Annotated in this window: 20 protein-coding genes; all 20 read left to right on the forward strand. The window is 40.6% G+C overall.

Annotated features, from left to right (window positions below; all coding sequences use genetic code 11):
- Nucleotides 1-881, forward strand: an 881-nt coding sequence (gene pseG / locus NT178_02870) for a UDP-2,4-diacetamido-2,4,6-trideoxy-beta-L-altropyranose hydrolase (GenBank protein ID MCX5811470.1), incomplete at its 5' end; no start/stop codon positions are given.
- Between the two features lie 194 nt (nucleotides 882-1,075).
- Nucleotides 1,076-2,404, forward strand: a complete 1,329-nt coding sequence (locus NT178_02875) for a GNAT family N-acetyltransferase (protein ID MCX5811471.1) — start codon at nucleotides 1,076-1,078, stop codon at nucleotides 2,402-2,404.
- Complete coding sequence (gene pseI / locus NT178_02880; GenBank protein ID MCX5811472.1) at nucleotides 2,401-3,474, forward strand: pseudaminic acid synthase; 1,074 nt, start codon at nucleotides 2,401-2,403, stop codon at nucleotides 3,472-3,474. The genes NT178_02875 and pseI overlap by 4 nt, the downstream gene beginning before the upstream one ends.
- 13 nt (nucleotides 3,475-3,487) lie before the next feature.
- On the forward strand, nucleotides 3,488-5,464 hold the full coding sequence (locus NT178_02885; protein MCX5811473.1) for a hypothetical protein: 1,977 nt from the start codon (nucleotides 3,488-3,490) through the stop codon (nucleotides 5,462-5,464).
- The gene (locus NT178_02890) at nucleotides 5,454-6,215 is read left to right on the forward strand and encodes a class I SAM-dependent methyltransferase (protein MCX5811474.1); all 762 of its coding nucleotides are present in this window, start codon (nucleotides 5,454-5,456) and stop codon (nucleotides 6,213-6,215) included. Before NT178_02885 ends, NT178_02890 begins: the two co-directional genes overlap by 11 nt.
- Nucleotides 6,216-6,232: 17 nt before the next feature.
- Nucleotides 6,233-8,071: an ABC transporter ATP-binding protein gene (locus tag NT178_02895; protein ID MCX5811475.1), complete on the forward strand. Its 1,839-nt coding sequence runs from the start codon at nucleotides 6,233-6,235 to the stop codon at nucleotides 8,069-8,071.
- Between the two features lie 72 nt (nucleotides 8,072-8,143).
- Nucleotides 8,144-9,871 (forward strand): aldolase catalytic domain-containing protein, encoded by a 1,728-nt coding sequence (locus tag NT178_02900; GenBank protein MCX5811476.1) that lies wholly within the window; start codon nucleotides 8,144-8,146, stop codon nucleotides 9,869-9,871.
- 134 nt (nucleotides 9,872-10,005) lie between these two features.
- Nucleotides 10,006-11,013, forward strand: coding sequence for a 4Fe-4S ferredoxin (locus NT178_02905; protein MCX5811477.1), 1,008 nt, complete (start codon nucleotides 10,006-10,008; stop codon nucleotides 11,011-11,013).
- The gene (locus tag NT178_02910; protein ID MCX5811478.1) at nucleotides 11,006-11,782 is read left to right on the forward strand and encodes an HAD family hydrolase; all 777 of its coding nucleotides are present in this window, start codon (nucleotides 11,006-11,008) and stop codon (nucleotides 11,780-11,782) included. Before NT178_02905 ends, NT178_02910 begins: the two co-directional genes overlap by 8 nt.
- Nucleotides 11,779-12,558 (forward strand): aldolase/citrate lyase family protein, encoded by a 780-nt coding sequence (locus tag NT178_02915; GenBank protein ID MCX5811479.1) that lies wholly within the window; start codon nucleotides 11,779-11,781, stop codon nucleotides 12,556-12,558. Before NT178_02910 ends, NT178_02915 begins: the two co-directional genes overlap by 4 nt.
- 39 nt (nucleotides 12,559-12,597) lie before the next feature.
- A complete protein-coding gene (locus tag NT178_02920) occupies nucleotides 12,598-13,335 on the forward strand; it encodes a 3-deoxy-manno-octulosonate cytidylyltransferase (GenBank protein MCX5811480.1) in 738 nt (245 codons plus the stop codon).
- Between the two features lie 9 nt (nucleotides 13,336-13,344).
- Nucleotides 13,345-15,159, forward strand: coding sequence for a hypothetical protein (locus NT178_02925; GenBank protein ID MCX5811481.1), 1,815 nt, complete (start codon nucleotides 13,345-13,347; stop codon nucleotides 15,157-15,159).
- Between the two features lie 59 nt (nucleotides 15,160-15,218).
- Nucleotides 15,219-16,331, forward strand: a complete 1,113-nt coding sequence (locus tag NT178_02930) for a DegT/DnrJ/EryC1/StrS aminotransferase family protein (protein ID MCX5811482.1) — start codon at nucleotides 15,219-15,221, stop codon at nucleotides 16,329-16,331.
- Nucleotides 16,332-16,341: 10 nt separating this feature from the next.
- A complete protein-coding gene (locus NT178_02935) occupies nucleotides 16,342-17,271 on the forward strand; it encodes a glycosyltransferase (protein ID MCX5811483.1) in 930 nt (309 codons plus the stop codon).
- Nucleotides 17,272-17,320: 49 nt separating this feature from the next.
- Nucleotides 17,321-18,520 (forward strand): glycosyltransferase family 4 protein, encoded by a 1,200-nt coding sequence (locus tag NT178_02940; GenBank protein ID MCX5811484.1) that lies wholly within the window; start codon nucleotides 17,321-17,323, stop codon nucleotides 18,518-18,520.
- Complete coding sequence (locus tag NT178_02945) at nucleotides 18,489-19,103, forward strand: sugar transferase (protein MCX5811485.1); 615 nt, start codon at nucleotides 18,489-18,491, stop codon at nucleotides 19,101-19,103. The genes NT178_02940 and NT178_02945 overlap by 32 nt, the downstream gene beginning before the upstream one ends.
- Nucleotides 19,104-19,108: 5 nt before the next feature.
- Nucleotides 19,109-20,677, forward strand: a complete 1,569-nt coding sequence (locus NT178_02950) for a glycosyltransferase family 39 protein (GenBank protein ID MCX5811486.1) — start codon at nucleotides 19,109-19,111, stop codon at nucleotides 20,675-20,677.
- Nucleotides 20,674-21,645 carry an NAD-dependent epimerase/dehydratase family protein gene (locus NT178_02955; protein MCX5811487.1) on the forward strand — a complete coding sequence of 324 codons (972 nt, stop codon included), beginning with the start codon at nucleotides 20,674-20,676 and terminating at the stop codon, nucleotides 21,643-21,645. The genes NT178_02950 and NT178_02955 overlap by 4 nt, the downstream gene beginning before the upstream one ends.
- A 69-nt stretch (nucleotides 21,646-21,714) precedes the next feature.
- Nucleotides 21,715-22,860, forward strand: coding sequence for a glycosyltransferase family 4 protein (locus tag NT178_02960; GenBank protein MCX5811488.1), 1,146 nt, complete (start codon nucleotides 21,715-21,717; stop codon nucleotides 22,858-22,860).
- Nucleotides 22,857-23,459, forward strand: a complete 603-nt coding sequence (locus NT178_02965) for a sugar transferase (protein MCX5811489.1) — start codon at nucleotides 22,857-22,859, stop codon at nucleotides 23,457-23,459. The genes NT178_02960 and NT178_02965 overlap by 4 nt, the downstream gene beginning before the upstream one ends.
- Nucleotide 23,460: the final 1 nt, after the last annotated feature.

Here is a 23,460-nt window from a genome sequence, read left to right on the forward strand (position 1 = left end):
TACAAAACAATTTCAGTGTCTATCCGCTTCCCTATGGAATTGATACCGAAAAGGACGCAGAGCTTACCGGCCGGGTCATTGAAGAGGAGACGGGACATACTGATTTTCTTATTATTGACCACTATGGTCTTGATTTGTCCTGGGAGGAATATATAAGACCATATACAGAAAAAATTATGGTTATTGATGATTTTGTCAACCGCAGGCATGCATGCGATATACTGCTTAATCAGAACTATGGAGTTGAAGCGCTGATGTATAACGATCTTGTGCCCCTGAAATGCAGAAAACTTACAGGTTCATCGTATGTACTTTTACGAAATCAATTCAGAGACATGCGAAAGAAGATTTCCCCACGTAACGGTGAGATTAAAAAAATATTCATTTTTTTCGGCGGAGCAGACCCGACAAATGAGACTAAAAAAGCTATCGAAGCAGTGAGGCTTCTTGATAATCCCAATGTCTCCTGTATCATACTGGTCGGAAATTCCAATCCTTACCGGAAAGAGATTGAAAGTGTCTGTGCTTTGTTGCCAAAAACAGTCTTTTGTCGGCAAGTATATGATGTTGCCGATCTTATGGCCGAAGCAGATCTTGCCATTGGTGCAGGTGGCAGTAATACCTGGGAGCGGTGTTGTCTTGGATTGCCGAGTATGATGATAATCCTTGCTGAAAACCAGCGATTAGTTGTCGAAAAGCTTGCCACGGATGGTATTGCAGTGAATGCGGGGTGGTATGAAGACGTTACATCTTTAAGCCTTGTAAAGATTTTGAAGGAACTTTTTACGGATCCTAAGAAACTGTTAGATTTGAGCGATAAGGCTTTTGAGATTGTTGACGGAAAGGGCGCCAGTAGAGTTGCCAAAGAAATGTTGCAATAGAAGCATGATATAAAAATAAAGAAGCCGACAGAAGAAGCAAAGCGTTTGAATACAAGGTTGTTAATAATATGTAGTACCCCCCCCTTTTTTTATTGAGTAAAATAACTTTATTTGAATACAGAAAGCAGCTTTTTATAAATGTATAAAATAGTTCATTAAAAGTGCAAATCTGTTAAATTCGAAAGGAACGAGATATGACTAAGATAATTGGAGTTATCACAGCACGAATATTGTCTAATCAATTTCCTCCGAATATGGTTATGGAGGATATTGCAGGCAAAACAAGTTTTGCCCACCATGTTGAAAGGTTAAGCCGAGTGAAAGGTATTGATGGTATTTTTCTTGCTACGTCGAAAAACCAAGAAAACAAACCCCTTATCGAAGAAGCTGATAAACTTGGTTGCGGTTGGTATGAAGGCGACGAGGATGATGTTGTTGAACGGCATATCGCATTATGTGAACGCGAAGGTGCTGAAGCGGTGATAAGAGTTACCGGTAATTGCCCGTTATTTGATATTGATAGCCCAACTGCTTTTGTTAAAGAGTTTAAAAGACAATATCATGATTTTATATATGTATCTAATTTATCAACTATTTATGGAACGCTTTCAGAACTCATATCATATAATGCCTTATTGGAAGTGCATAAGCACTATGAGGGGGCAGCGGTTAGCTTATATATTAGGAAAAATATGGAGTTATTTGACACTTTTGGAATTGAAATAGATGAAAGTCTTTGTCGGCAAGAATATAGGTTGATACTTGATAAGCAGCCCGATTTAGATATCGTAAGACGTATATATAATGATCTATATAAAGGCAGCCCGCTGAATTTGGGTGAAGTTTATATGTGGCTTGATGATAATCCAGAGATAGCCCATATTAATAGGGATATCAAAGCGCATAGTATTAATATCCAAGTAGCGAATCTGATGGAGAAGCCTGTTTATTCTGTAATCAGCTTAGGCAGCAGATATATAATCCTTGATGAACAAAAAAGACCTATTGATCAATCTGAATTGGTAAAACGCCTGAGAGCAAAGATTACAGATAAAAGAATTGCACATAGAGGTCGTAAGCTTGATATAAGACCTGCCAATGATGGAGATGCCAAGGATGTGTTTGATTGGAGAAATAATCCTCAAGTACGCAAAAGTTCTTTTAATACTAATAAAATAAAATGGGAACAACATGAACAATGGTTTAACAATAAATTGCAAGATCCCCTTGTTGCAACATATATATTTAGTTCCGAAGAAATAAAGTTGGGTTCAATACGTTTCGAAGAAAAGGACAGTGGAATCTGGGTTAGTGTTATGCTTAACCCTGGTTATGTCCGTAAAAAACTTGGAGCACAACTTATCAAACTTGCTACAGAAAAGTATATTCGTGAAAAGAAACCGGAAAAACAAATTATTGCCGAAGTTAAAGCTAACAACATAATATCTAATAAAACCTTTTTAAAAGCAGGATACGAAGAAAGCCATATTGTATATGCATTTCGTCAAAACGAGGTGGTATGAACAAGCCAATAAAAATCAATGAACATTTGATTGGCTCGCAATATCCTCCTTTTATTGTGGCTGAAATGTCCGGGAACCACAATCAGTCTCTGGAGAGTGCTTTTAAAATCGTTGAAGCTGCTGCTATGGCAGGCGTCCATGCAGTGAAGCTCCAAACCTATACTGCTGATACAATTACAATAGATGCTGATTCCAGTGATTTTTTTATTGATGACCCGGAAAGTCTATGGAAAGGTCAGTCGCTTTATAAGTTATATCAGCAGGCATATACACCCTGGGAATGGCATGGACCTATATTTAAACGTTGTCAAGAACTCGGTATTATTGCATTCAGTACGCCTTTTGATGAAACGGCTGTTGATTTTCTCGAAAGCCTTAATGTCCCGGCGTATAAGATTGCATCATTTGAAAATAATCATCTGCCTTTAATCAAAAAAGTTGCCTCGACGGGAAAACCCTTGATCATATCGACAGGTATGGCAACGGATATTGAAATTCAAGAAGCGATCCAGACTGCACAGAACGCAGGGTGCCGTGATATTATTTTGCTTAAATGTACGAGTACATACCCGGCAACACCGGAAAACACTAATCTTATGACCATTCCGGATATGAAGGAGCGTTTCCGGGTACATGTTGGTATTTCCGATCATACGCTCAGTATCGGCGTCAGCATTGCTGCAGTTGCCTTGGGAGCAGTTATTATTGAGAAACATTTAACTGTGGCAAGATTGGAGGGTGGCGTAGATGCAGCCTTTTCGCTTGAGCCAATGGAAATGAAATCTCTTGTTGAGGAAACTGAAAAAGCCTGGCAAGCTCTTGGAAGAGTTCATTATGGGCCTGTCGATGAAGAAAAGCCGTCGCTCAGGTTTAGACGTTCAATTTATATTGTTAAGAACATAAAAAAAGGACAAAAATTTACATCTGAAAATATAAGAATTATTCGGCCGGGACTGGGTATGCATCCGAGATATTACGAAGAAACCCTGGGTCAGAAAGCTGCGTGCAATATCAAAAAAGGAATGCCTCTGAATCGTGAATTTATAGATAAGGATCAACATACTTCGTAAGGGAATGCCATAAATGAAAAAAAAGTGTCTTGTTATTTACCGTCTTACCATGCCTGCCATGTTATATATTACTATCCGCAGGTTGTTCGGGGACTATGATGTCTATTACCTGGATATGCATAATGTTTACAGAGATGTACAAAAAATAAAAAGCCTTGAGGAAAGAGGGATCAAATGGGTGAAAAGGGAATATCAACATTTTTCTCAATACCTTGCAGGTATGTTTGATGCGGTGGCATACGCAGAACATATATACGAAAAGATACGTTTATCACATCTGAACAAAGCCATATCAAATGCCCTCTTGGAAAACGATTCACAGAGAGAGAAGATGGATGTTTTCTGGAAGTACTATATATATCGCATGATATGGCCCTTTGCAGAGCAATACGCCGCAGCCAGATATCTTGCGGGTACTGGTATATATGACCAGGTAACTGTTATTGCATTCAATTCCCTTGCTTCTTTTTTAAGGGAAAGGCTTGAAAGTAACATAAAGGTAAGAATTCTTCCGGGCCTTGATTTCTATAAAGGTTATACAAGGATTTTAAAAGAATATGGCCGAAGCTTTTTCAACAGGGGGATTGGTTTCTTTCGTGGCCACAAATCGAAACAGAGTCCAGTCAAAAATGGCTGTTATGAAAAGAGCCCTCATCTTCAGGATATTGAGGATTATGAAGTTATTTATTTTCCTCACCAAGGAGTATTCTACAGTGATCTCTTCACTAAAGATCAGTTTTACAGTAATGATGTCGATTCTCCTCTCCATAAATCAAAAATTCTTCATATTTCGCTCGGTGAAAAAGATGAAAAATATATGGCAGAGAACTATAAGTTCTATAATGAAAACAAAATACCCTATACAGATCTTTATGAAATAAATTACGATAAAAGTGCTCCAAGAAAGAAGGTTATAGACCTTTTCTTTCAGCTTAAGGTTAAGCTTTTTTCGGACATAATACACTACAGCTTCTGGTATATTATGTATGCCTTCTACCTCTATTTTACTGTTGAACGTTACCGGTCGGTATTTTCCAGTTTTAAAAATCTAAAAGTTGCCCTTGTAGGATACGATCATCTATTTCAGAGATACCTTTCTATTGCTCTTACCACAACAGGTACTAAGGTCTGCGCTACCCAGGAGAGGCTTATTTTTGCATTTTGGCCGGACAATTATTACATATTTGATTACTATTTTGTTGCAGGGAGGGCTGCAAAGGAAGAAGGTCTGAAAACCAGTTATATCGATTATTGTATACCTGTCGGGATGATGAGAGAAGATAAACTCTACGAATATGAAAAATTGCAGATCTATGATGAAAAATATGACAGGATAAAAGAAAAAAAGAAACTTATACTTGCCCTTGATTACCACATGCCCGACAACGAGATAGAAGATGCCACTCGTCAAGCCGCAAAAATTCACCAGACAAGGCAATTTTATAGGGATCTCATCAGGCTTTCCAGGAAATTCCCCTCACTTCATATTGCCATAAAAGGCAAAATATCCGACCTTTACAAAAGCCCTTTTATAAAAGATCTTGTTGAGGAGATAGGTGATCTTGATAATATGGAGATTGAGCTTAATTTAAAAAAGTACAACCCTTATTTTATTACCGAGAAAGCGGATTTAACCATAGCTTGCCACACATCTCTTGCAGATGAACTATTGGCGGCTGGTAGAAAAGTAATTTTTTATGAGACGACAGACCTTATGGAAACGCTCCTTGTATATGATAATCTGCCGATTATTGTTAAAGATTACGAAGGGTTGGCATATCATGTAAACAATTTCATCAATGGCCATTACTTGGATGAAGAGAAGATAAAAGCATTGCAGGAAAAATTTTACGCTGATTGTTTCCATGGAAAAGCGCAAAAGATCGTTCAGGAAATGCTCGAAAAGATTATCAGGGACGGTTATTTAGACGAAAATAACGTCAAAGCCATTTTAAATGATCCAGAAATTCAAAAAGCAAATGAAGCTTAAACCCCTATTTGACAAATTTTGTGATCCGGAGCGAAAAATCCGGGACAGTTATATCTTTAAAAGTATCGACGCAGGGGTGTCAGCTATTTACGGGTTGGCCGGGGTCAACCCTCCCTGGAAACCCGATGAAGCTAAATATTGGCGCTCAAGGAATCCGGGCGATAAACATGGCCCGGAGAACTACATTTTGGAAGACAACTCTACCTATGTAATGTTCGAGGACCTTTTAAAAGTTGTTAAAGCTGACTGCTCTTTCCTTGAAATAGGGTGTAATGCCGGAAGAAATTTGAATTATCTGCTAAATCATGGCTATACAGACCTTGCAGGAATAGAAATAAATAATGCATCGGTTAATGTTGTTTTGAAAGAGCGTTTCCCCGATCTTTACAAAAAAGGAACATTTTTTATCGGTAATGCCCTTGATGAGATCAAAACAATACCCGACGCACGGTACGATGTTGTATTTTCAATCGGTGTGCTTGAGCATATTCCATATGAGGACAAAGCCCTGTTCAACGAAATTGCCAGGGTATCGAAGCAGTATATTGCGATTATAACCGGTGCAAAATCGATACTATTTAATCACGACTATGAGAATATATTTAGGAAAGCCGGTTATACCACCATTGTTTATAGGCTTTTTTATGGGGAAGGCCATAATTTTCAGTTACCTATGGAACCTTATAATGAAAAAAAACATGCCTTTGATTCTATGTTCTTACGGATATTTATAAAAAATTCCCGGAAATAATCATTAATCTATAATCTATGACAAAGTTTGCGATGCAGGAAAAAGACATAAGCGATATAAGGATAATGGTCTGGTTCTTGAGACCTTATTGGTTCAAGGCGCTTTTTGTGTTCACACTACTTTTTGTATATGCATTCTTTGAGACGTTGAGTGTAGGTGCATTATATCCTTTTGTAAGCAGGATACTTTCTAAAGGCGATTCAACAGCACAATACGGTGGGAAAATATTGGAATATCTCGATTCGGTCTCGTCATTGCTGCCCGTTGATGATAAACTCATTGCTGCAAGCCTGTTCCTTCTCGTATTGATCATTTTCAGCCGGATTTTCGGGATTATATCGGAAAGTGCATCACTCTGGTATCATTTACGACTCCATGCTGATCTCCAAAATAAGATTTTCCAGAAAATACTTCTGAATCAATATGGTTATTTTCACACCAGGAAACACGGAGACCTTATGTATATCGGCGGGGAAGCATCTCAGTCTGTGGGTGAAATGTTTTTTTATTTCCCTAAAGCCGGCGTAGAATTTTTCAGAATTATCATAATAACCGTTCTTTTGCTCACGATTTCAATAAAATTTACCTTCCTGATGTACTTGGTTATCGCCGGGTTCAGTATTATTGTCTATATACTTTCAAATAAGATTATCAATCCTTCTGCAAAGAGGGTCCAGGTAGCACGTTCAAATATTATGTCGCTCTTCTCGGAATCATTTTCCGGTATAAGGCAGATAAAGCTTTTTGACAATTACAAATACTGGTTTGAAAAGTTGAAAAAAGAGACGGCTATCGCACGAAAACAACAATTTACATATACTGCGCCGGCATATTTTTCTTCACATTTAATACTGTCGGTTGGTTCTTTAAGCACGGTTTTAGCTATTATTTATGCCAAGCTCTATACGCCGTACAGTTTTACCATGATTTTCCCTATCATTATTGTTTATGTAGGTGCATTAATGAGGCTCATGCCTTCTGTCAAGGAAATTGCGCATCAGTGGATGGGACTCAAAGGACTGGCACCGCGCATCCGCATTACCTATGAAACGCTGGCCGATACACGATATGAGATGGATGATAATGGAGAAGAGTTCCCTGGTTTAGCGGGCGAAATAAGGTTGAGTAACGCTTCCTTCTCCTATCCCACAAGACAGGATGTCCTGAAAAATATCAATATCATGATACCGAGAAACCATACGGTTGCTATTGTTGGAGAATCAGGGTCCGGAAAATCAACTTTGGCCGATATACTGCTTCGTTTGTATGTACCTTCTGAAGGTAAGATATTCATTGATGGGATTGATTACCAGCATTATTCGCGTACTTCATGGTTAAGACATTTAGGGATTGTAAGTCAGGATCCCTTCATATTCCACGCTTCTGTAAAAGATAACATCAAGATAGGTAAACTTAATGCTACTGATGAAGAAATTATAGATGCAGCAAGAATTGCCAATGCCCATCAGTTCATTATGGAACTGCCTGAGAGATATGATACAATTGTAGGTGACCGGGGAATGACATTGTCAGGAGGGCAATGCCAAAGAGTGGCCATTGCAAGGGCACTGATAAAAAACCCTGAAATACTTATCCTTGATGAAGCTACAAGCTCTTTAGACAATATTTCTGAGAAAACGATACAGGATTCTCTTAGAGAGGTAGCAAAAAGCAGGACAACAGTTGTGATTGCACATAGACTTTCAACAATTGAGCATGCCGATAAAATCTTTGTTATGAAACAAGGAGAGATTGTGGAAGAAGGGACGCATGAAAGTTTGCTTGAAAATCGCAGTTATTACCACTCTCTTTATCAGAGAGAGAAAGAAGGGGAAGCAGGGACAAATTGTATATGATTGATTCTTTTTATCATCACACAAGCATTTTGGGCTGCCCATGGGTTATTCAAAATTAAAAGAGGATTGAAAATGGATTCTGATAAGCTTCCACATTTTGATATTTTGGATTGTACAATAAGAGATGGCGGGTACTTAAACAATTGGCGTTTTGATGCAAAAATGGTGCGGGAAGTATACCGTGCGCTCTCTAAGGCTGGTGTTGATATTGTTGAAATTGGATTTAGAGGGACAGACAAATATTTTAACAGAAATGAATTCGGTCCCTGGAGATTTACCGATATAAAAGACCTGAAAGAAGTAGTTGGGGGTATCAAAGGTGCCAGGCTTGCAATCATGGGGGACTATGGAAAGCTTGATGTCGAAGATTTTACAGATGATTATAGGGAGTATGTTGATTTTATCAGGATTGCCGTACATAAGGACGGTACACCCGGGGCAATCAGACAGCTTGAAGAAATTAAGAAGAAAGGATTTGAGGTATCTCTGAATGCTATGGGTATTACGGGCTATACCGGAGAAGAAACGCAAGAATTGGTCAAGATGCTTGCGGATTCCGATATAGATTATATATATATTGCAGACAGTTATGGTTCAATTCTGCCGGATCAGATGCGACAGCTCGTTGAGCCTTTTTTGGGGCTTAAGCATATAAAGATCGGTTTTCATCCCCACAATAGTTTACAGATGGCTTTTGCGAATACCCTTGAAGCAATAAAGTGTGGTGTTGATATCATTGACGGTACAATATACGGTATGGGCCGGGGTGCTGGAAATCTTCCTACAGAGGTTATACTCTCATATCTTCAGCTTTCAACAACGGATAAGTACAATGTTATCCCCATATTGCACTGTATAGACAGGTTTTTTACAAACATTCAAACAGATGAGCCCTGGGGATATCAGCTTCCGTATATGCTCTCAGGCATATTTCAGTGCCATCCTTATTATCCCAAAACACTTGTAGATTACCGCGAGTTTTCAATGGAAGATATCTGGAAAGCCCTTGAAGTTTTACGCAAGATAAACCCTGTCGGTTTTTCAAAAGATATTCTTGATGATATCATAAAGAGTGGCATGATAGGCGGTCTTAGAAAGGGTAAGATAGGTGAAGGGAAATCTGTTGATGCAAATAAGCAGAGGGAGAGGACAATTGAGGTCCCATATAAAGATCTGTATAAGGGGAGGGATTTTCTCTTACTGGCCAACGGTCCTACCCTGAAGGAGTATGGAACGAAGATTGATGAATTTATCAAGAAGTATAATCCTGTAATCCTTGGCGCTAATTATCTTTCCGGTTTATTCAAACCACATTATCATTCCTTTAACAACAAAAAGAGGTTTGTAGATTATATTGATACTGTTGACAACAATGCGGTTTTGTTGCTTGGAGAAAACTTTCCGGACGATATGATCAGGGAATATACATCCAGGAGTTATGAAACCCTTTATTTTAATGATGAACTGAATGATTTTGATATTATTGACGGAGTGATCCAGTCTAATTGCAGGACAATTGCGGTATTACTTATGGGTGTGGCCATTGTTATGGGTGCAAACAGAATATTTGCCGTAGGAATGGACGGTTATGCCGGTTCAGAGTTGAAAGAGGGTTTTCATTTTTATGACGAAAAGGTTGAGCCCGAAGAAAAAGACCTTGTTATTGAGCGTCACCGCTATAACCAGCATTTTATTGAGCAGATTGATGAATACCTGAATAGCATAGGAAAAGAGGGCATACATATACTTACTCCCACAAGCTATAAGGCCTTTTATAAAGGGATAGAAAATTACCTCTAATACCATGCTGTCTTCGTCTGCCCATCTTTGTTGTCTCCTCCTTACACTCCTAGATTTACTAGTGTGGTACGCCTGCGTCGGTTCGTCGTCGGCGCCTCGATGTGCTTTTGAATACAAAATAGTATAAAAAACCTATGACAGACCGCTACCAGGAATTAAGAAAACTTTTTCAGGAACGGAAACTTTTTAAACTTGTCTGTGGTGCAGGAAACGAGGACCTTACCGAGGTGAGGAGACTTGCAACAATATACACCCTTGCTGGTGCGGCCATGCATGATCTTTCTGCTAATGTGGATGTTGTTGAGGCGGCGAAAAAAGGTATAAAGACTGCGTACGAACTGGCTCCCATGATGGACAGAAAGATAGCTCTTCGGCCTTTCCTCAATGTTAGCATAGGTATCAAAGGAGACCCTCATGTGCGTAAAGCACAAATAGACAAAAAAGTCTGTACATGTTGCGGTAAGTGCATCGATGTTTGTAGACAGGAGGCAATAGAAGAAGACTTTATTATACAGGAATTCCGGTGTATCGGCTGCGGCGACTGTGAAAAGGCCTGTGCTTTTGAGGCAATTAACTTTATCCATAAAAAGGCGGATTTTGACAAAATACTCCCTGAATGTGCCAGAGCGGGAGTTGAAACTATGGAACTCCATGCTGTTACTGAAGATGATGATGCGGCAATAAGGGACTGGAGGCTTCTCAATAGGATTATAAAAGATAATTTTGTCAGCGTATGCCTTGACAGGTCGTTGCTATCGAATAAACGTATTATAGAACGTATTGAAAAAATGTACGAGATTACCGGTGAGCGCATGATAGTTCAGGCAGACGGTGTGCCCATGAGCGGCGAAGGGGACGATTTTAATACCACATTACAGGCAGTGGCTTGTGCTGATGTTGTAATGAAAAGCGGCATGCCTGTCATGGTTCTTCTTTCAGGTGGAACAAACAGCAAAACCGGCACCCTTGCAAGGCAGTGCGGTGTTTTTGCGCATGGTGTTGCTGTGGGCAGTTTTGCCAGAAAGATTGTAAAGCCTTTTGTGATGCGGGATGATTTTGATGCTGATTTTGATATCATAAAAGAGGCTGTCTCTGTAGCTGAAGACCTTGTCCGACTGAACCTGGAAGACATCCATGGTTGACTTACTTGTAGGGAAAGCCATTATCGATGATGTCCGTGTAATTATCTTCGACAAGGATGGAACCCTTATAGAGCTTTATCATTACTGGTCTAAGATGGTGGAACTCAGGGCGAGACTTATTTGTGAAAGACTGTCACTTGATAACATACATGTAAAGAATATTTCCTATGAAATGGGGGTTGATGATAATACCGGCAGGCTCAGACCGGATGGCCCGGTAGGTCTCAAGAAGCGGGAAATAGTTATGCAGGCTGCTATAGATTATCTCGCAGGTCTGGGATATAAAGAAACATACAACCTTTGTTTCAATATCTTTAAAGAAGTGGATGAGTTTACTTCCAGCGATCTCAAGGGATTCGTAAAACCCATATCCGGTGCAAAAGAGCTTGTGAGAAAAGCCTCTAAAAACGGATGCAAAATAGCTGTTGCTACGACAGACAGACGGGAAAGAGCGGGACTGGCAATGAACTTTATAGGAATTGGTGATGTTGTTGACATGATTGTTGGTGCAGACGATGTGTCCAGACAGAAACCTGATCCTGAGCAGGTATACATGATCCTTAATACCTTTGGTATAGACCGGTCGCATGCTGTCATGGTTGGTGATGCCCTAACTGATGTCGAGATGGGGATAAACGCTGGTGTGAAGGCCTCAATCGGTCTTTTGACAGGTTTTGCAACATATGAACAACTTATGAAAACTACACCCTATGTGGCTGACGATATTTCAAAAATAGAAATAATAACAAGGGATGGTGACAAGCCATGAAAAACACACTTAAAAATACGCTGAAAAAAGGCAATGTGGTCTATGGCCCCTGGTGTACGATTCCCTCTGCTGCGGTTGTTAATGTAATTGCCGCTACAGGGGTAGATTTTATAATTATTGACATGGAGCACGGATCTCATAATATAGAGACCGTTGAAAATATGATACGGGCTGCTGAAGTCGAAGGATGTTTTTCGATAGTGAGGGTGGCGAAAAACGACGAGGCATTGATATTAAGCGCTCTTGATATCGGCGCCTGTGGAGTAATCGTCCCCCATATCGAGTCTAAGGAAGATGCTGAACTGGCAATTTCTTATACGAAATATTACCCATTAGGAACAAGAGGTTTTTCGCCATTTACAAGAGCCGGCGGGTATTCGCTCCACAATGTGAAAGGTCACGCTGAAAAACAGAACAAAGAAACGTCGCTGATCCTTCTTCTTGAAGGCAAGGCGGGTATCGGGAACCTCGAAGACATCCTTTCTATTGAAGATGTTGAAACAAAAGTTGATGCCATATATATCGGTGCATACGATCTTTCACAGGCGCTCGGTGTTCCCGGCCAGGTGGATCATCCTGATGTGAGGAGCACCATGGAGATATGTATAGCCAGGATCAATAAAAGTGGAATTGCCGCAGGCGGGTATGTGGCAAAGGATGAGAACGATATCCGGTGGATGCGTGATATGGGCATGCAGTTAATCACCCTTCTGCCAGATTGTACCATGATTTACCATGCCTTTGAGAGGTTTTACCATGATTTCAGGAAGAGATGAAAATCACCTTTATGAAATATTAATTTTAGGGGGTGGGATATGAAGATTGTCGGTATGGTCCCGGCAAGGCTTCAATCAAGCAGGCTGCCTGAAAAAGCCCTTATAGATATAGAAGGTCTGCCCATAGTCATCCATACCTGTAAAAGAGCCAAGCTGGCCGGAAAACTCGAAGAAGTTTACCTTGTAACGGATAGTGAGAAAATAAGAGAAGCGGGAGAGTTCCACAGCATTAAGGTCATCATGACAGGAACGCATCACAGAAGCGGTTCCGATAGACTTGCAGAGGCGTGTACTTATATTGAGTGTGATATTGTAGTAAATATCCAGGGCGACGAACCCCTTGTTGTGCCTGAACATATTGACGCAATTGTTGATCCCCTTGTGCTGGATCCTGCTGTCCAGATTGCTGTTGGGGTTACACCCTATAAAAAAAGAGGCAGCACCTCTGATATTAAGGCTGTTTTAGACCTTGAGGGCAATATTATGTATTGTTCCCGTAACGATCTGCCAAGCGATGCACGAAGTACAGTAAATGAGATGTTTAAGATGTGTTTTATAGTTCCATTCAGGAAGGGGTTTCTCCTCCAGTACACATTGTGGGAACCGACGCCCCTTGAAACCATTGAATTCAACGAGTACCTCCGGGTGTTGGAACATGGCGTGAAGATGCGCGCTGTTAAGATCGACAATGCCAGGATCAGTGTCGACACCCCTGAAGACCTTGCGATTGTGCGCGAGATGATGAAGGAAGATACAATCAAGCACAGATATATGTGATTTTTTTAGATGAATAAACTTGCCATCATTCATAGCAGCCTGTCCAACGAAAAGATAAGCTCTTTTTTGAAGATTTCGGGTTGTACGAAGTGGTTGCCTTTAATAAGTGATTATGAGAGGGTACGTGAGCTTGAAGAGGTTCTTGCAGGTGCAGAAAAAATTTGTGATATAAGCGGTGATCTCCAGGACACGGCAGACTTACTCAGAAGGCCATTCTATGAAGTGACAGCAGAATTAGGAGTAAAGTATAACTCTCTTGAATGGTGGGCTAACAACATATCCGAGCGAAACACCATGAAGTGTAATCTTTTTCTCCACTGCTGCTATTGTTATATTTTTTCCCGCAAAATGGAGGAGGGAGAAGATTTTTGTGTTATATCGGACAGCCGCGCTGTTATAAAAAATATCACGGACATTGCCGAAAAAAAAAGAATGGATGTAATAAGTAAAACCCCTTTAGTTATTATGGATGGTAGGTTTGGAGCTTTTATTGATGGGCTTTATAAACTGATCCTGCATCTTAGCGTTTTTGCTTTGACAAGACTGAACAGGTTCTATCACAGGACAATAACGGAAAGATGGAAACCCTTAAAAAATCCTGATGTAGTCCTTCATACATGGGTAGACGAGAAATGTTTTGGTCCGGAAGGCCAGTTCAGGGATCGCTATTTTACTGTTCTGCCCGATTATTACCGGAGTAAAGGCGTTAATAAAGCAACTTTTGTTACTTTTTCTTACCGTAATATTACCCGTTCCCTATGGGATGCCTTTTCTTTTCTCCATACCAATAAAGAGGATTTTATCGTTCCACGGGATTATTATCATATTGGGGACTACCTGTTTCCTTTCATGTTACGTTTTAAACAACGCCGTTTTATTTTTCAGCATATTATTTTAAAGGGTGTTGATTGTTCCATGCTGTTTTATGAGTATCATCGGAACGAACCCATTCACTTCGAGGCAATGTATTACCTGCTCATTAAAAGACTTGCAAATCAAGGCATAAAGCCTAAAGTGCTGATTGACGGGTTTGAGAATATGATAACCGATAAGATGATCCAGCTTGGGGTACGGGAATTTATGCACGGGACAGAGGTATATGGTTTTTTTCATGTGGCGCCGCCTCCTCATGTACTTAGTTTTTTTACCGACATTGGCGAATATGACGTTGCTCCTCTGCCGGACAGGATCATATGCAATGGCCCAAAATACAAGGATATCCTTGCAAAGGAACACTTCCCTGAAGAACGGATTTTTGTAGGTGCCGCACTTCGGTATCTATATCTTCATAACATTAAAAAGGCATCCGGTGATAGACACGACAATTTTATAATTTTAGTTGTTTTGCCAATTGAAAAAGAGGTAGTAATAGAGCTTTTCTATAAGCTTAAGGCAGCAATCGGGGGGATTGATCATTACCGGATGATCCTGAAGCCTCACCCCATGGAGACGACGATCATCGAAAAGATTAAAGGCGATTTCCTCCCCGATACGGAAGTTTTTACCGGCGGGATGGATGAGGCGCTAAAAAAGTGTGATATTGTAGTCAGCGCTGCCACAGGAGCTGTTCTTGATTGTGTTATGGCTGATAAAGAGGTAGTCAGGGTTGGGAGAAGCACACAGATTGACTTTGATCCCCTGGCGTGGTTTGAGGAATTCGGCAGGCCATGCAGCAGCATAGATGAATTAAGAAAAAAACTTATTGACGCTGAGAAAAGAATAAAAAGTCAATCTTATGAAAAGCCCAAGTATTCCGCAATGCTCCCGGAACTTTTTTCTCCGATGACAGAGGAGACCATGAAGCCATTTCTCCCACCCGGCTAAGGCTGGTATGTTGATAAGGAAGTTTATTTTAAAGACTCAAATTTTCGGAGGTTTTAACGATGTTACAGGCACATAGACCCTCTATCGGTAATGAAGAGCTTGAAGAGGTTAGAAAGGTATTTGAAACAGGTTGGCTTGGTATGGGCTCGCAGGTATTAGAATTTGAAAATATGATGAAGGACTATCTGGGTGCGCGCAATGTGGTGGCTGTAAATACAGGAACGACAGCGCTCCATATTACACTCGATGCTTACGGCATCGGACCGGGAGATGAGGTGATCACTCCTTCATTGACATTTTGTGCAGGTATACAAAGCATTATTGCCCTTGGTGCAACCCCTGTTTTTTGTGAAATTGATCCGTATACCCTCAATATTGATCTTGCTGATATGGAAAAACGGATAACGACAGAAACAAAGGCTATTATGCCGGTTCATTATTGTGGTTATGCCTGTGATATGGACAGGCTCCTTGAAATTGCAGGAAGCAAAAAAATTGTTGTTATCGAAGATGCTGCCCATGCCTTCGGTTCATCATACAAAGGCAGGAAGATCGGCAGTATCGGCGATGCAACCTGCTTCAGCTTTGACCCGATAAAAAATATTACCTGCGGTGAGGGAGGGGCAATAGCTGTCAGCGATGATGTGATTGCAGAAAAGATACGCAAAAAAAGGGTTCTTGGAATATCAAAGGATTCCTGGCAGAGACAGGAAAAGACGCAGAGTTGGTTTTATGAGGTGGTGACGCAGGGATACCGTTACCATATGAGCAATATCAATGCTGCTATAGGGATAGTACAGCTCAGGAAGATTCATAAATTCATTGAGCGAAAGAGATTTATTATAGAAAAGTACGATAGAGCCTTTAAAAATATCAATAACATCAAGACATTTAAGTGGGACTTCAGCGAGATGGCCCCCTTTATGTACATACTGCGTGTTGCAGGCGGCAGAAGGGACGAGATGATGGATTTCCTTGCATCAAAAGGTGTGGCAAGTGGTGTCCATTACATACCTAATCATATCCAGCCATTTTTTAAAGATTATACAACAGAGCTTCCTGTTACGGAAATGATATGGAAGGAAATTATCACACTTCCTCTCTTCTATGACATGACAGACGAGGATGTGAACCTTGTCATCCGCTCTGTAACAGAATTTTGTAATCAGTGACCAACTCTTTATGCCTCCAAAAGTAAGCATCAATCTGTGCTGCTACAATTCCGAACAGTTTCTGGCTGAAACATTACAAAGCATCGAAGACCAGACATTCAGGGATTGGGAGCTTATTGTGATTAACGACGGGTCTTCAGATTCGACAGAGTCTATGATCATGGAATTTAAGAGCCGTGGATTCCCGGTAGTATACCTGTATCAGGAAAACAAGGGGCTCGGCTATTCGCGTAACCGGGCCCTTCAATTTTCTCAGGGTGAGTATATTGCCTTTATTGACCATGATGATGTGTGGCTTCCGGAAAAGCTTAAAAAACAGGTAGAGATATTTGAACAGAGAAGCGACGTCGACTTTATATATACGAACTATTTTGTGTTGAAAGAAGAACAAAGGAGATTGGCGTTTAAAAGCTCCAAACCTGACGGAGATGTTTTTGAACGTTTCCTGAAGCAATATCCTGTGAGTGTTCTGACTGCCGCGGTTAGAATGAGCGCAATTCGGGGATTAGGGGAGTATTTTGACACTAACCTGAGGCTCTGCGAGGAATACGATCTTTTTATGAGGCTTCTGTTTCGCTCTAAGGCGGCTTATATCAGGGAACCATTAGCTGTCTACAGGATACATCCTGAAAGAGCCAGCATTAAGTTTATAGACGGATGGCCCCGCGAGATGGAGGACATTATCGGGAAATACAAAAAAGTTCTCGAAGGCTTCGAGGAAAATTATGCGGCAACGCTGCGATATGTTTACGCAAAAATAGGCTATTACCGTGCGCGCGCAGAAATGGCAAAACAAAAGCCCGAAAAAGCCAGGGCATACCTGCGACCTTATCTTGGAATAGATTTCCGTTTCCCCCTTCTCTACCTGATTACTTTTCTGCCACCTTCAGTTTGGTATAGAGCTATCTCTATAAGGAGCAAGGGATATTTCGATACTTAATAAATGGGGATCAGTTAAACAATAATAAGAATATCTGGATACGATTGAATTGAAAATATCAAGTAATCACAGAGAAGACAGAAAAATTTGTTTTGTAGCTGCAATAGAACTTACCATACGTGTCTTTATGGTTGAGCACATAAAAAGACTTAGCAGGGAGAACAGGGTAACGGTGGTAGTCAATACGGATAATGTAGATTTTCTTATGGCCTATGGACTTGATGTGAAGGTTGTCCCCGTAAAGATTAAAAGAAGACCCTCACCGTTTTCCGACATAATAGCATTGTTCAAACTTTATATGCTTTTCAGAGAGGAAGGTTTTTATGCAGTCCACTCAATTACGCCAAAGGCAGGCCTTATATCGATGCTCGCGGCATTTTTGGCCAATATCCCGTTGAGAATACACACTTTTACGGGCCAGGTCTGGGCCACCAAAAAAGGGATCAAACGGGGAATATTGAAGAATATGGACAGATTGCTTGCCTTATGTACAACGCATATTCTTACAGACAGTAAGTCCCAACAGGACTTTATCGTAAAGGAAGGCATTGTCTTGCCCGGAAAATCTTTTATCATCGGGAACGGATCTATATGCGGAGTGGACAGTATACGCTTTCGACCTGATCAAGGGGCAAGGATGTTATTGAGGGAACAGTTGCTTATACCTGAAAGTGATATTCTATTTCTTTTCCTCGGTAGACTTACTTTTGACAAGGGACTCCTTGATCTTGCAAGGGCTTTTTCAAAACTGTGCGGGTCTGTGAAAAATACACATCTTCTTATTGTGGGCCCGGATGAAGAGGGGATGAAAGACAGGGTTATTTCAAAATGCAGTAATTGTATTGATAAAATACATTTTTATGATTTTACCGATGCACCGGAGAAATTTATGGCTGCATCAGATGTGTTCTGTCTTCCAAGCTATCGTGAAGGATTCGGTATTGCTGTTATTGAAGCAGGATCCGCAGGCATTCCGTCAATAGGAACCAGAATCTATGGCGTTATTGATTCAATTGAGGAAAATGTGACTGGATACCTGTATGAGCCTGGTGATATTGACGGGCTTTTTGAAGAGATGCGGAAAATAATTGATGAGCCCGAAGTGAGGATGGAGATGGGTAGACTTGCACGTGAAAGGGCAATCAGTTTATTTTCTAAGGAATATGTTGCCGATGCCTTTTTTGCTTTTTATAATTGTATACTCGTAAAGAGCAAAGATAAAAGAGATATCTGTGAAACGGATTCTTGATTTTTTCTTTTCTGTTATTCTTATTATACTTTTATCCCCTGTTATCTTTTCTATTGGTATGATGGTATTTGCAACAATGGGAAGGCCCGTATTATTTGCACAGGTCCGGCCAGGATTAAAAGGAAAACCTTTCAGGATCTATAAATTTCGAACCATGAATAACCTAATCAATCAATCAGGGGATATGCTTCCTGACGAAATGCGTCTCACTAAGGTCGGACGTTTTCTTAGAAGGTTGAGCCTTGATGAACTACCGCAGCTTTTTAACGTGACAAAAGGTGATCTGAGCTTTGTGGGGCCACGCCCTCTCCTGATGGAATATCTGCCCCTGTACACCCCGGATCAGGCACGGCGCCATGATGTAAGACCGGGAATTACCGGGTGGGCACAAATAAACGGACGAAATGTTATTACCTGGGAAGAGCGTTTCAAGCTTGATATATGGTATCTAGACCACAAGAGCTTATGGCTGGACATGGAGATACTCCTCCGTACTGTTTTGAAGGTTGCAAAAGGAGAAGGCATTAGTGCCGAGGGTTGTGTGACTATGCCAAAGTTTACCGGTTCCAGGACAGAAGGATAAAGGATATGAATATAAAGCAAGCTATAACATCCGGCAAAAATATCTGGTTGTTTCCCGTTATTGCCTTTATAGGTACCTTCGCCGTGAGGTTTTATCTGGTTCTATTCTCAAATGTTATAACACCCGACGGGATTCTTTATATCAAAACCGCTAAGTTGATTGAGCTGGGCGAATCAAAAAAACTTATGGAATTTACTTTTATCCACTTGTACCCCTTCCTTGTTTTGCTTGTCCATAAGATTATTCCCGATTGGGAACTGGCAGGAAGAATGACTTCCGTGCTTATGGGATCGCTCACAGTGATCCCGTTTTTTCTTTTGATAAAGGGAATATTCAATATCCGCATAGCGGCAGTATCATCGTTTTTCTATGCCATAAGCCCCAGACTTGCAGATTATTCATCAGATGTGCTGAGAGAGCCCACCTTCTGGTTTTTTTCTATGATGGCACTATGGCTTGCATGGGAAGGGATCTCGCGCGGCAGCCTGTTGCGTATGGTACTTGCAAGCATTTCTACAGGGCTGTCAGCTTTTGCACGTATCGAGGGTATTGCGGTCTTCGTATTGATCTTTCTTTGGATCATCTGGTATTTCTGGAAGTTGAAACCTGATTCCAAAAAGCTCTTCTTATATCTCTTTGTCTTTATCTTTACCCTTCCTGTTTTGCTGTTATTTTTCATATTCTTTTTCAGCGAAAGACTGGGCAAGTGGGACTTCGGTTTTACTATGTTAAAAATATGGCTTCTTCTGACAAGTAAGAGCGGAGAATCACTTGAGTTAACTACAGATATTATCCAGATTATGCCGCCGGAATTTCCCACATTCCTTGAGCTTGCAAAAAGCCATAAATACGTCATCTTTCTTTCCGATGTTATTCTTAAACTCGTAAAGTCAATCAATGTAGTCTTTGCCTTCCTTGCAATCTTTGGCATATTCAGAAGGAAAAATATAGCCTACAATAAAAACGAGATATTAATTGCGATCTGGTTTGTTGTCTTTTTTGTCACCGCTTATTTGTATATTTCAAAGGTTTTTTATTTTAGTACGAGGCACGGACTTCTGATGGGAATTCCAATGCTTGTCTGGTCAGGTATTGGTTTTTTAGAAATAAAACATCGGATTTATTTATGGTTCAAAAAAGCATATCCGTTTAATTTTTTTACGAGAAACATCACAATAGCATTTATTCTGGCAATTCTGATTATTATTTTGCCGAAAACTTTGTCTCCCGGAGGTTATGACAAGCGTGAATTGAAGAGGGCAGGCGTCTATCTTAAAAGTATGGGATATTCAGGGGTTAGATTTGCCGGAGAGCCCTGTCTTTACAGGATTGCCTTCTACGCAGACTCCGAATACAGCCCCTTTCTTTCTGCAAAAACAACTGATGAATTGGTGGGTTTTATGAGAGAAAACAAGGCGGACCTGCTGATTTTTGACGAAAATACAAATAATGTCTTTTATAGAAATGTTCAAAACAAAATTGATTCTTCTGTCTTTGAGAAGATGAATCTGCCTGAATTTGAAAAGTTCCGGGAATATAAAATCACTGTATACCGGTTAAAAAACAGATTATGAAAAAGAGGGCCGTGCTTGTAACGGGGGCAACAGGATTTATCGGGAAGTATGTAATGGCCTGTCTTATTAAAGAGGGATTACGGGTATTTGCCCTTACACGGGCAGACGACGGTGGCTTTGCGTTTAACAGCGATGTTGAGATCGTAAATGGTGATATTACAAACAGGCTTGTAATTCCTGATGAAGTGAGCACAATTTACCATTGTGCGGGAGTTATTGGCAGGGAAGATGATATATGGCCGGTAAATGTTCAGGGAACGCAAAACGTTGTAGAGGTTGCATTTGATCATAATTGCCGGTTGATCTATCTTTCAAGTGCAGGCGTAGTAGGGAGGACGACAAAAAAAACTGTTGATGAAGAAACTCCCTGTAATCCGGACAATCTCTACGAAATGACAAAGTTTAAGGCAGAGGAGATTGTAAGGCAAGGGATAAAAAGAGGGTTAAAGGCACAGATGCTGCGCCCTACGACGGTTTTTGGGGAAGGCCGGGAGCCTGAAAAAGACAGTTTCCTGCAACTCATGCGTTCGATTGCTGCCGGCAGGTACAGGCATATTCGTAAGGGAAGAGGTATATATAATATTATCTATGCCGGTGAAGTTGCCCATGCTATGTTTGTACTCGATAATGATAATATTCCTAATGGCAGAACGTATTTCATCAATACCCCTGTAAGTTTCTCTGAATTTACCTCAATTGTGTCCAAATCATTAGGAAATCAAAAAGAAAGCATTGGGAATTTACCCTATATCGTTGCATTCACAGCAGCAGGAGTTTTTTCTTTTATAGGATTGTTGACCGGAAAAAAACGAGGATTGACATTTTCGAGGTTGAAGGCATTGACGGACACAAGGGTTTTTTCTCAGGAACGCCTGCTTAACGAAACGGACTATAGGCCGTTCTACAGGGTTGATGAGTATCTGGAACAGTTGTGCAACAAATACCGTAAGATCGGTTTTCTTTCTTAATCCTACAAATATTTCTTCAATAAAATAATCAAAGACAAAAATTGTATGTTGTAAAGCAAGGTTTCATATATGACAAAGATACTCTGTGTCGCTAATACCGCTTTTTTTATATATAACTACCTGCTTGTGGTTATGAAGGTATTAAGGACAGAAGGGTTAGAGATAGTCCTTGTTGCCCCCGAAGATGAATACATCCTTTTACTGGAGGCAGAAGGATTCAGGTGTATGCCTATAAAAAAGCTCGACAGAAAAGGCGCTAACGCCTTTAGAGATTTAGAACTGATGCTGGAGCTTTATGAGATCTATAATATGGAAAGGCCGGATCTGGTTCTGCATTATACGATCAAGGTTAACGTATATGGTACATTTGCTGCAAAGCTTGCCAAAACAGACTCTGTCTGCACTGTGAGCGGCCTTGGCTGGTTGTTTACCGAGAAAAGTATCAAGACGATTATAGGGGGTTTTCTATATAAAATCCTTTATAAAATAGCGTTCTCAATAGCATTGAATGTTGTTTTCCAAAACAGGTATGATCAGGCATTTTTTATTGAAAATAGATTGGTCAATAAGGATAAGGTTTTCTTAACCCCTGGTCCGGGGGTTGATACCGGATATTTTTGTCCTGAGCAGTGTAAGGATATTAGCAAAAACCGGGACAAGTGTATATTTCTTTTAATGGCAAGAATGCTATGGGATAAGGGTATCAAGGAATTTGCAGAAGCGGCAAAGATAGTGAAGAAAAGGTTCCCCTTTGCCGAATTTTGGCTTATAGGCCCGATTGATAAAGAAAACAGGGCTGCTATACCGGAAGATGTAATCAAAAGCTGGGAGAGTGAAGGTATCGTCCAATATTTAGGCAAGACAACCGATGTTCGTCCGTTTCTTTGCGAATGCGATGTAGCTGTTCTGCCGTCTTACAGGGAGGGTACGGCAAGTTCACTCATTGAAGCAATGGCTGTAGGAAAACCCGTTATAACCACGGATGCTATCGGATGCAGAGAGGTTGTAGAAGACAATAAAAATGGTTTCTTAGTTCCTGTAAAAGACGAAAGAGCATTGTCTGATGCAATCATGAAATATATTCTCCTTCCGCAGGAAGAGAAAAACAAAATGGGAAAATACAGCAGAGAAAAGGCACTCAATGAGTTTGATAAAAAGATCGTTATCGATATTTATAGAACGATAATTTGCAATGCAGCAGGACCAGGAAATTGAAACGGGTTTTTGATGTGTTCCTTTCATCTGTAGGGCTATTGGTTTCGACCCCTTTGTGGATATTAATCATAATTGTAATCAAAATTGAGGACGGAGGTCCTGTATTTTATTTGCAGGAGCGCGTGGGTAAGCATGGAAGAATCTTTCGGGTGATTAAATTCCGTTCAATGATTATAGATGCGGAAAAAGAATCGGGACCAATCCAAGCCTCAGAGCATGATTCCCGGGTAACAAAGGTTGGCAGGATATTACGCAAAACCGCTATGGATGAACTCCCGCAGCTTGTCAACATATGGAAGGGCGATATGAGTTTTGTGGGCCCGAGGGCGTTGAGGCCTGAAGAGAAAGAGGTAAGAGGAGGCGGGGTATCGTTCAGGATTGAAGAGGTGCCGAGGTATAAAGAAAGGCTTGCCGCCATCCCTGGTCTTACAGGGCTTGCCCAGGTTTATCTGCCGGCGGATGCCCCGCGGCGTCATAAATTCCGCTACGATGTGTTATATGTAAGAAAACGGTCATTTTGTCTTGATTTAAAACTTATATCCCTGTCTTTCTGGATTACATTTAAGGGAAAATGGGAATCAAGTGGAAAGAAGATATAGT

The sequence above is a fragment of the Pseudomonadota bacterium genome (assembly GCA_026388255.1).
In the GTDB taxonomy this organism is placed as follows: Bacteria; Desulfobacterota; Syntrophorhabdia; order Syntrophorhabdales; family Syntrophorhabdaceae; genus JAPLKB01.

Coding starts and splice junctions, on each gene's coding strand:
- NT178_02875 (MCX5811471.1), top strand. CDS start 1,076: ATGACTAAGATAATTGGAGTTATCACAGCACGAATATTGTCTAATCAA.
- pseI (MCX5811472.1), top strand. CDS start 2,401: ATGAACAAGCCAATAAAAATCAATGAACATTTGATTGGCTCGCAATAT.
- NT178_02885 (MCX5811473.1), top strand. CDS start 3,488: ATGAAAAAAAAGTGTCTTGTTATTTACCGTCTTACCATGCCTGCCATG.
- NT178_02890 (MCX5811474.1), top strand. CDS start 5,454: ATGAAGCTTAAACCCCTATTTGACAAATTTTGTGATCCGGAGCGAAAA.
- NT178_02895 (MCX5811475.1), top strand. CDS start 6,233: ATGACAAAGTTTGCGATGCAGGAAAAAGACATAAGCGATATAAGGATA.
- NT178_02900 (MCX5811476.1), top strand. CDS start 8,144: ATGGATTCTGATAAGCTTCCACATTTTGATATTTTGGATTGTACAATA.
- NT178_02905 (MCX5811477.1), top strand. CDS start 10,006: ATGACAGACCGCTACCAGGAATTAAGAAAACTTTTTCAGGAACGGAAA.
- NT178_02910 (MCX5811478.1), top strand. CDS start 11,006: ATGGTTGACTTACTTGTAGGGAAAGCCATTATCGATGATGTCCGTGTA.
- NT178_02915 (MCX5811479.1), top strand. CDS start 11,779: ATGAAAAACACACTTAAAAATACGCTGAAAAAAGGCAATGTGGTCTAT.
- NT178_02920 (MCX5811480.1), top strand. CDS start 12,598: ATGAAGATTGTCGGTATGGTCCCGGCAAGGCTTCAATCAAGCAGGCTG.
- NT178_02925 (MCX5811481.1), top strand. CDS start 13,345: ATGAATAAACTTGCCATCATTCATAGCAGCCTGTCCAACGAAAAGATA.
- NT178_02930 (MCX5811482.1), top strand. CDS start 15,219: ATGTTACAGGCACATAGACCCTCTATCGGTAATGAAGAGCTTGAAGAG.
- NT178_02935 (MCX5811483.1), top strand. CDS start 16,342: ATGCCTCCAAAAGTAAGCATCAATCTGTGCTGCTACAATTCCGAACAG.
- NT178_02950 (MCX5811486.1), top strand. CDS start 19,109: ATGAATATAAAGCAAGCTATAACATCCGGCAAAAATATCTGGTTGTTT.
- NT178_02955 (MCX5811487.1), top strand. CDS start 20,674: ATGAAAAAGAGGGCCGTGCTTGTAACGGGGGCAACAGGATTTATCGGG.
- NT178_02960 (MCX5811488.1), top strand. CDS start 21,715: ATGACAAAGATACTCTGTGTCGCTAATACCGCTTTTTTTATATATAAC.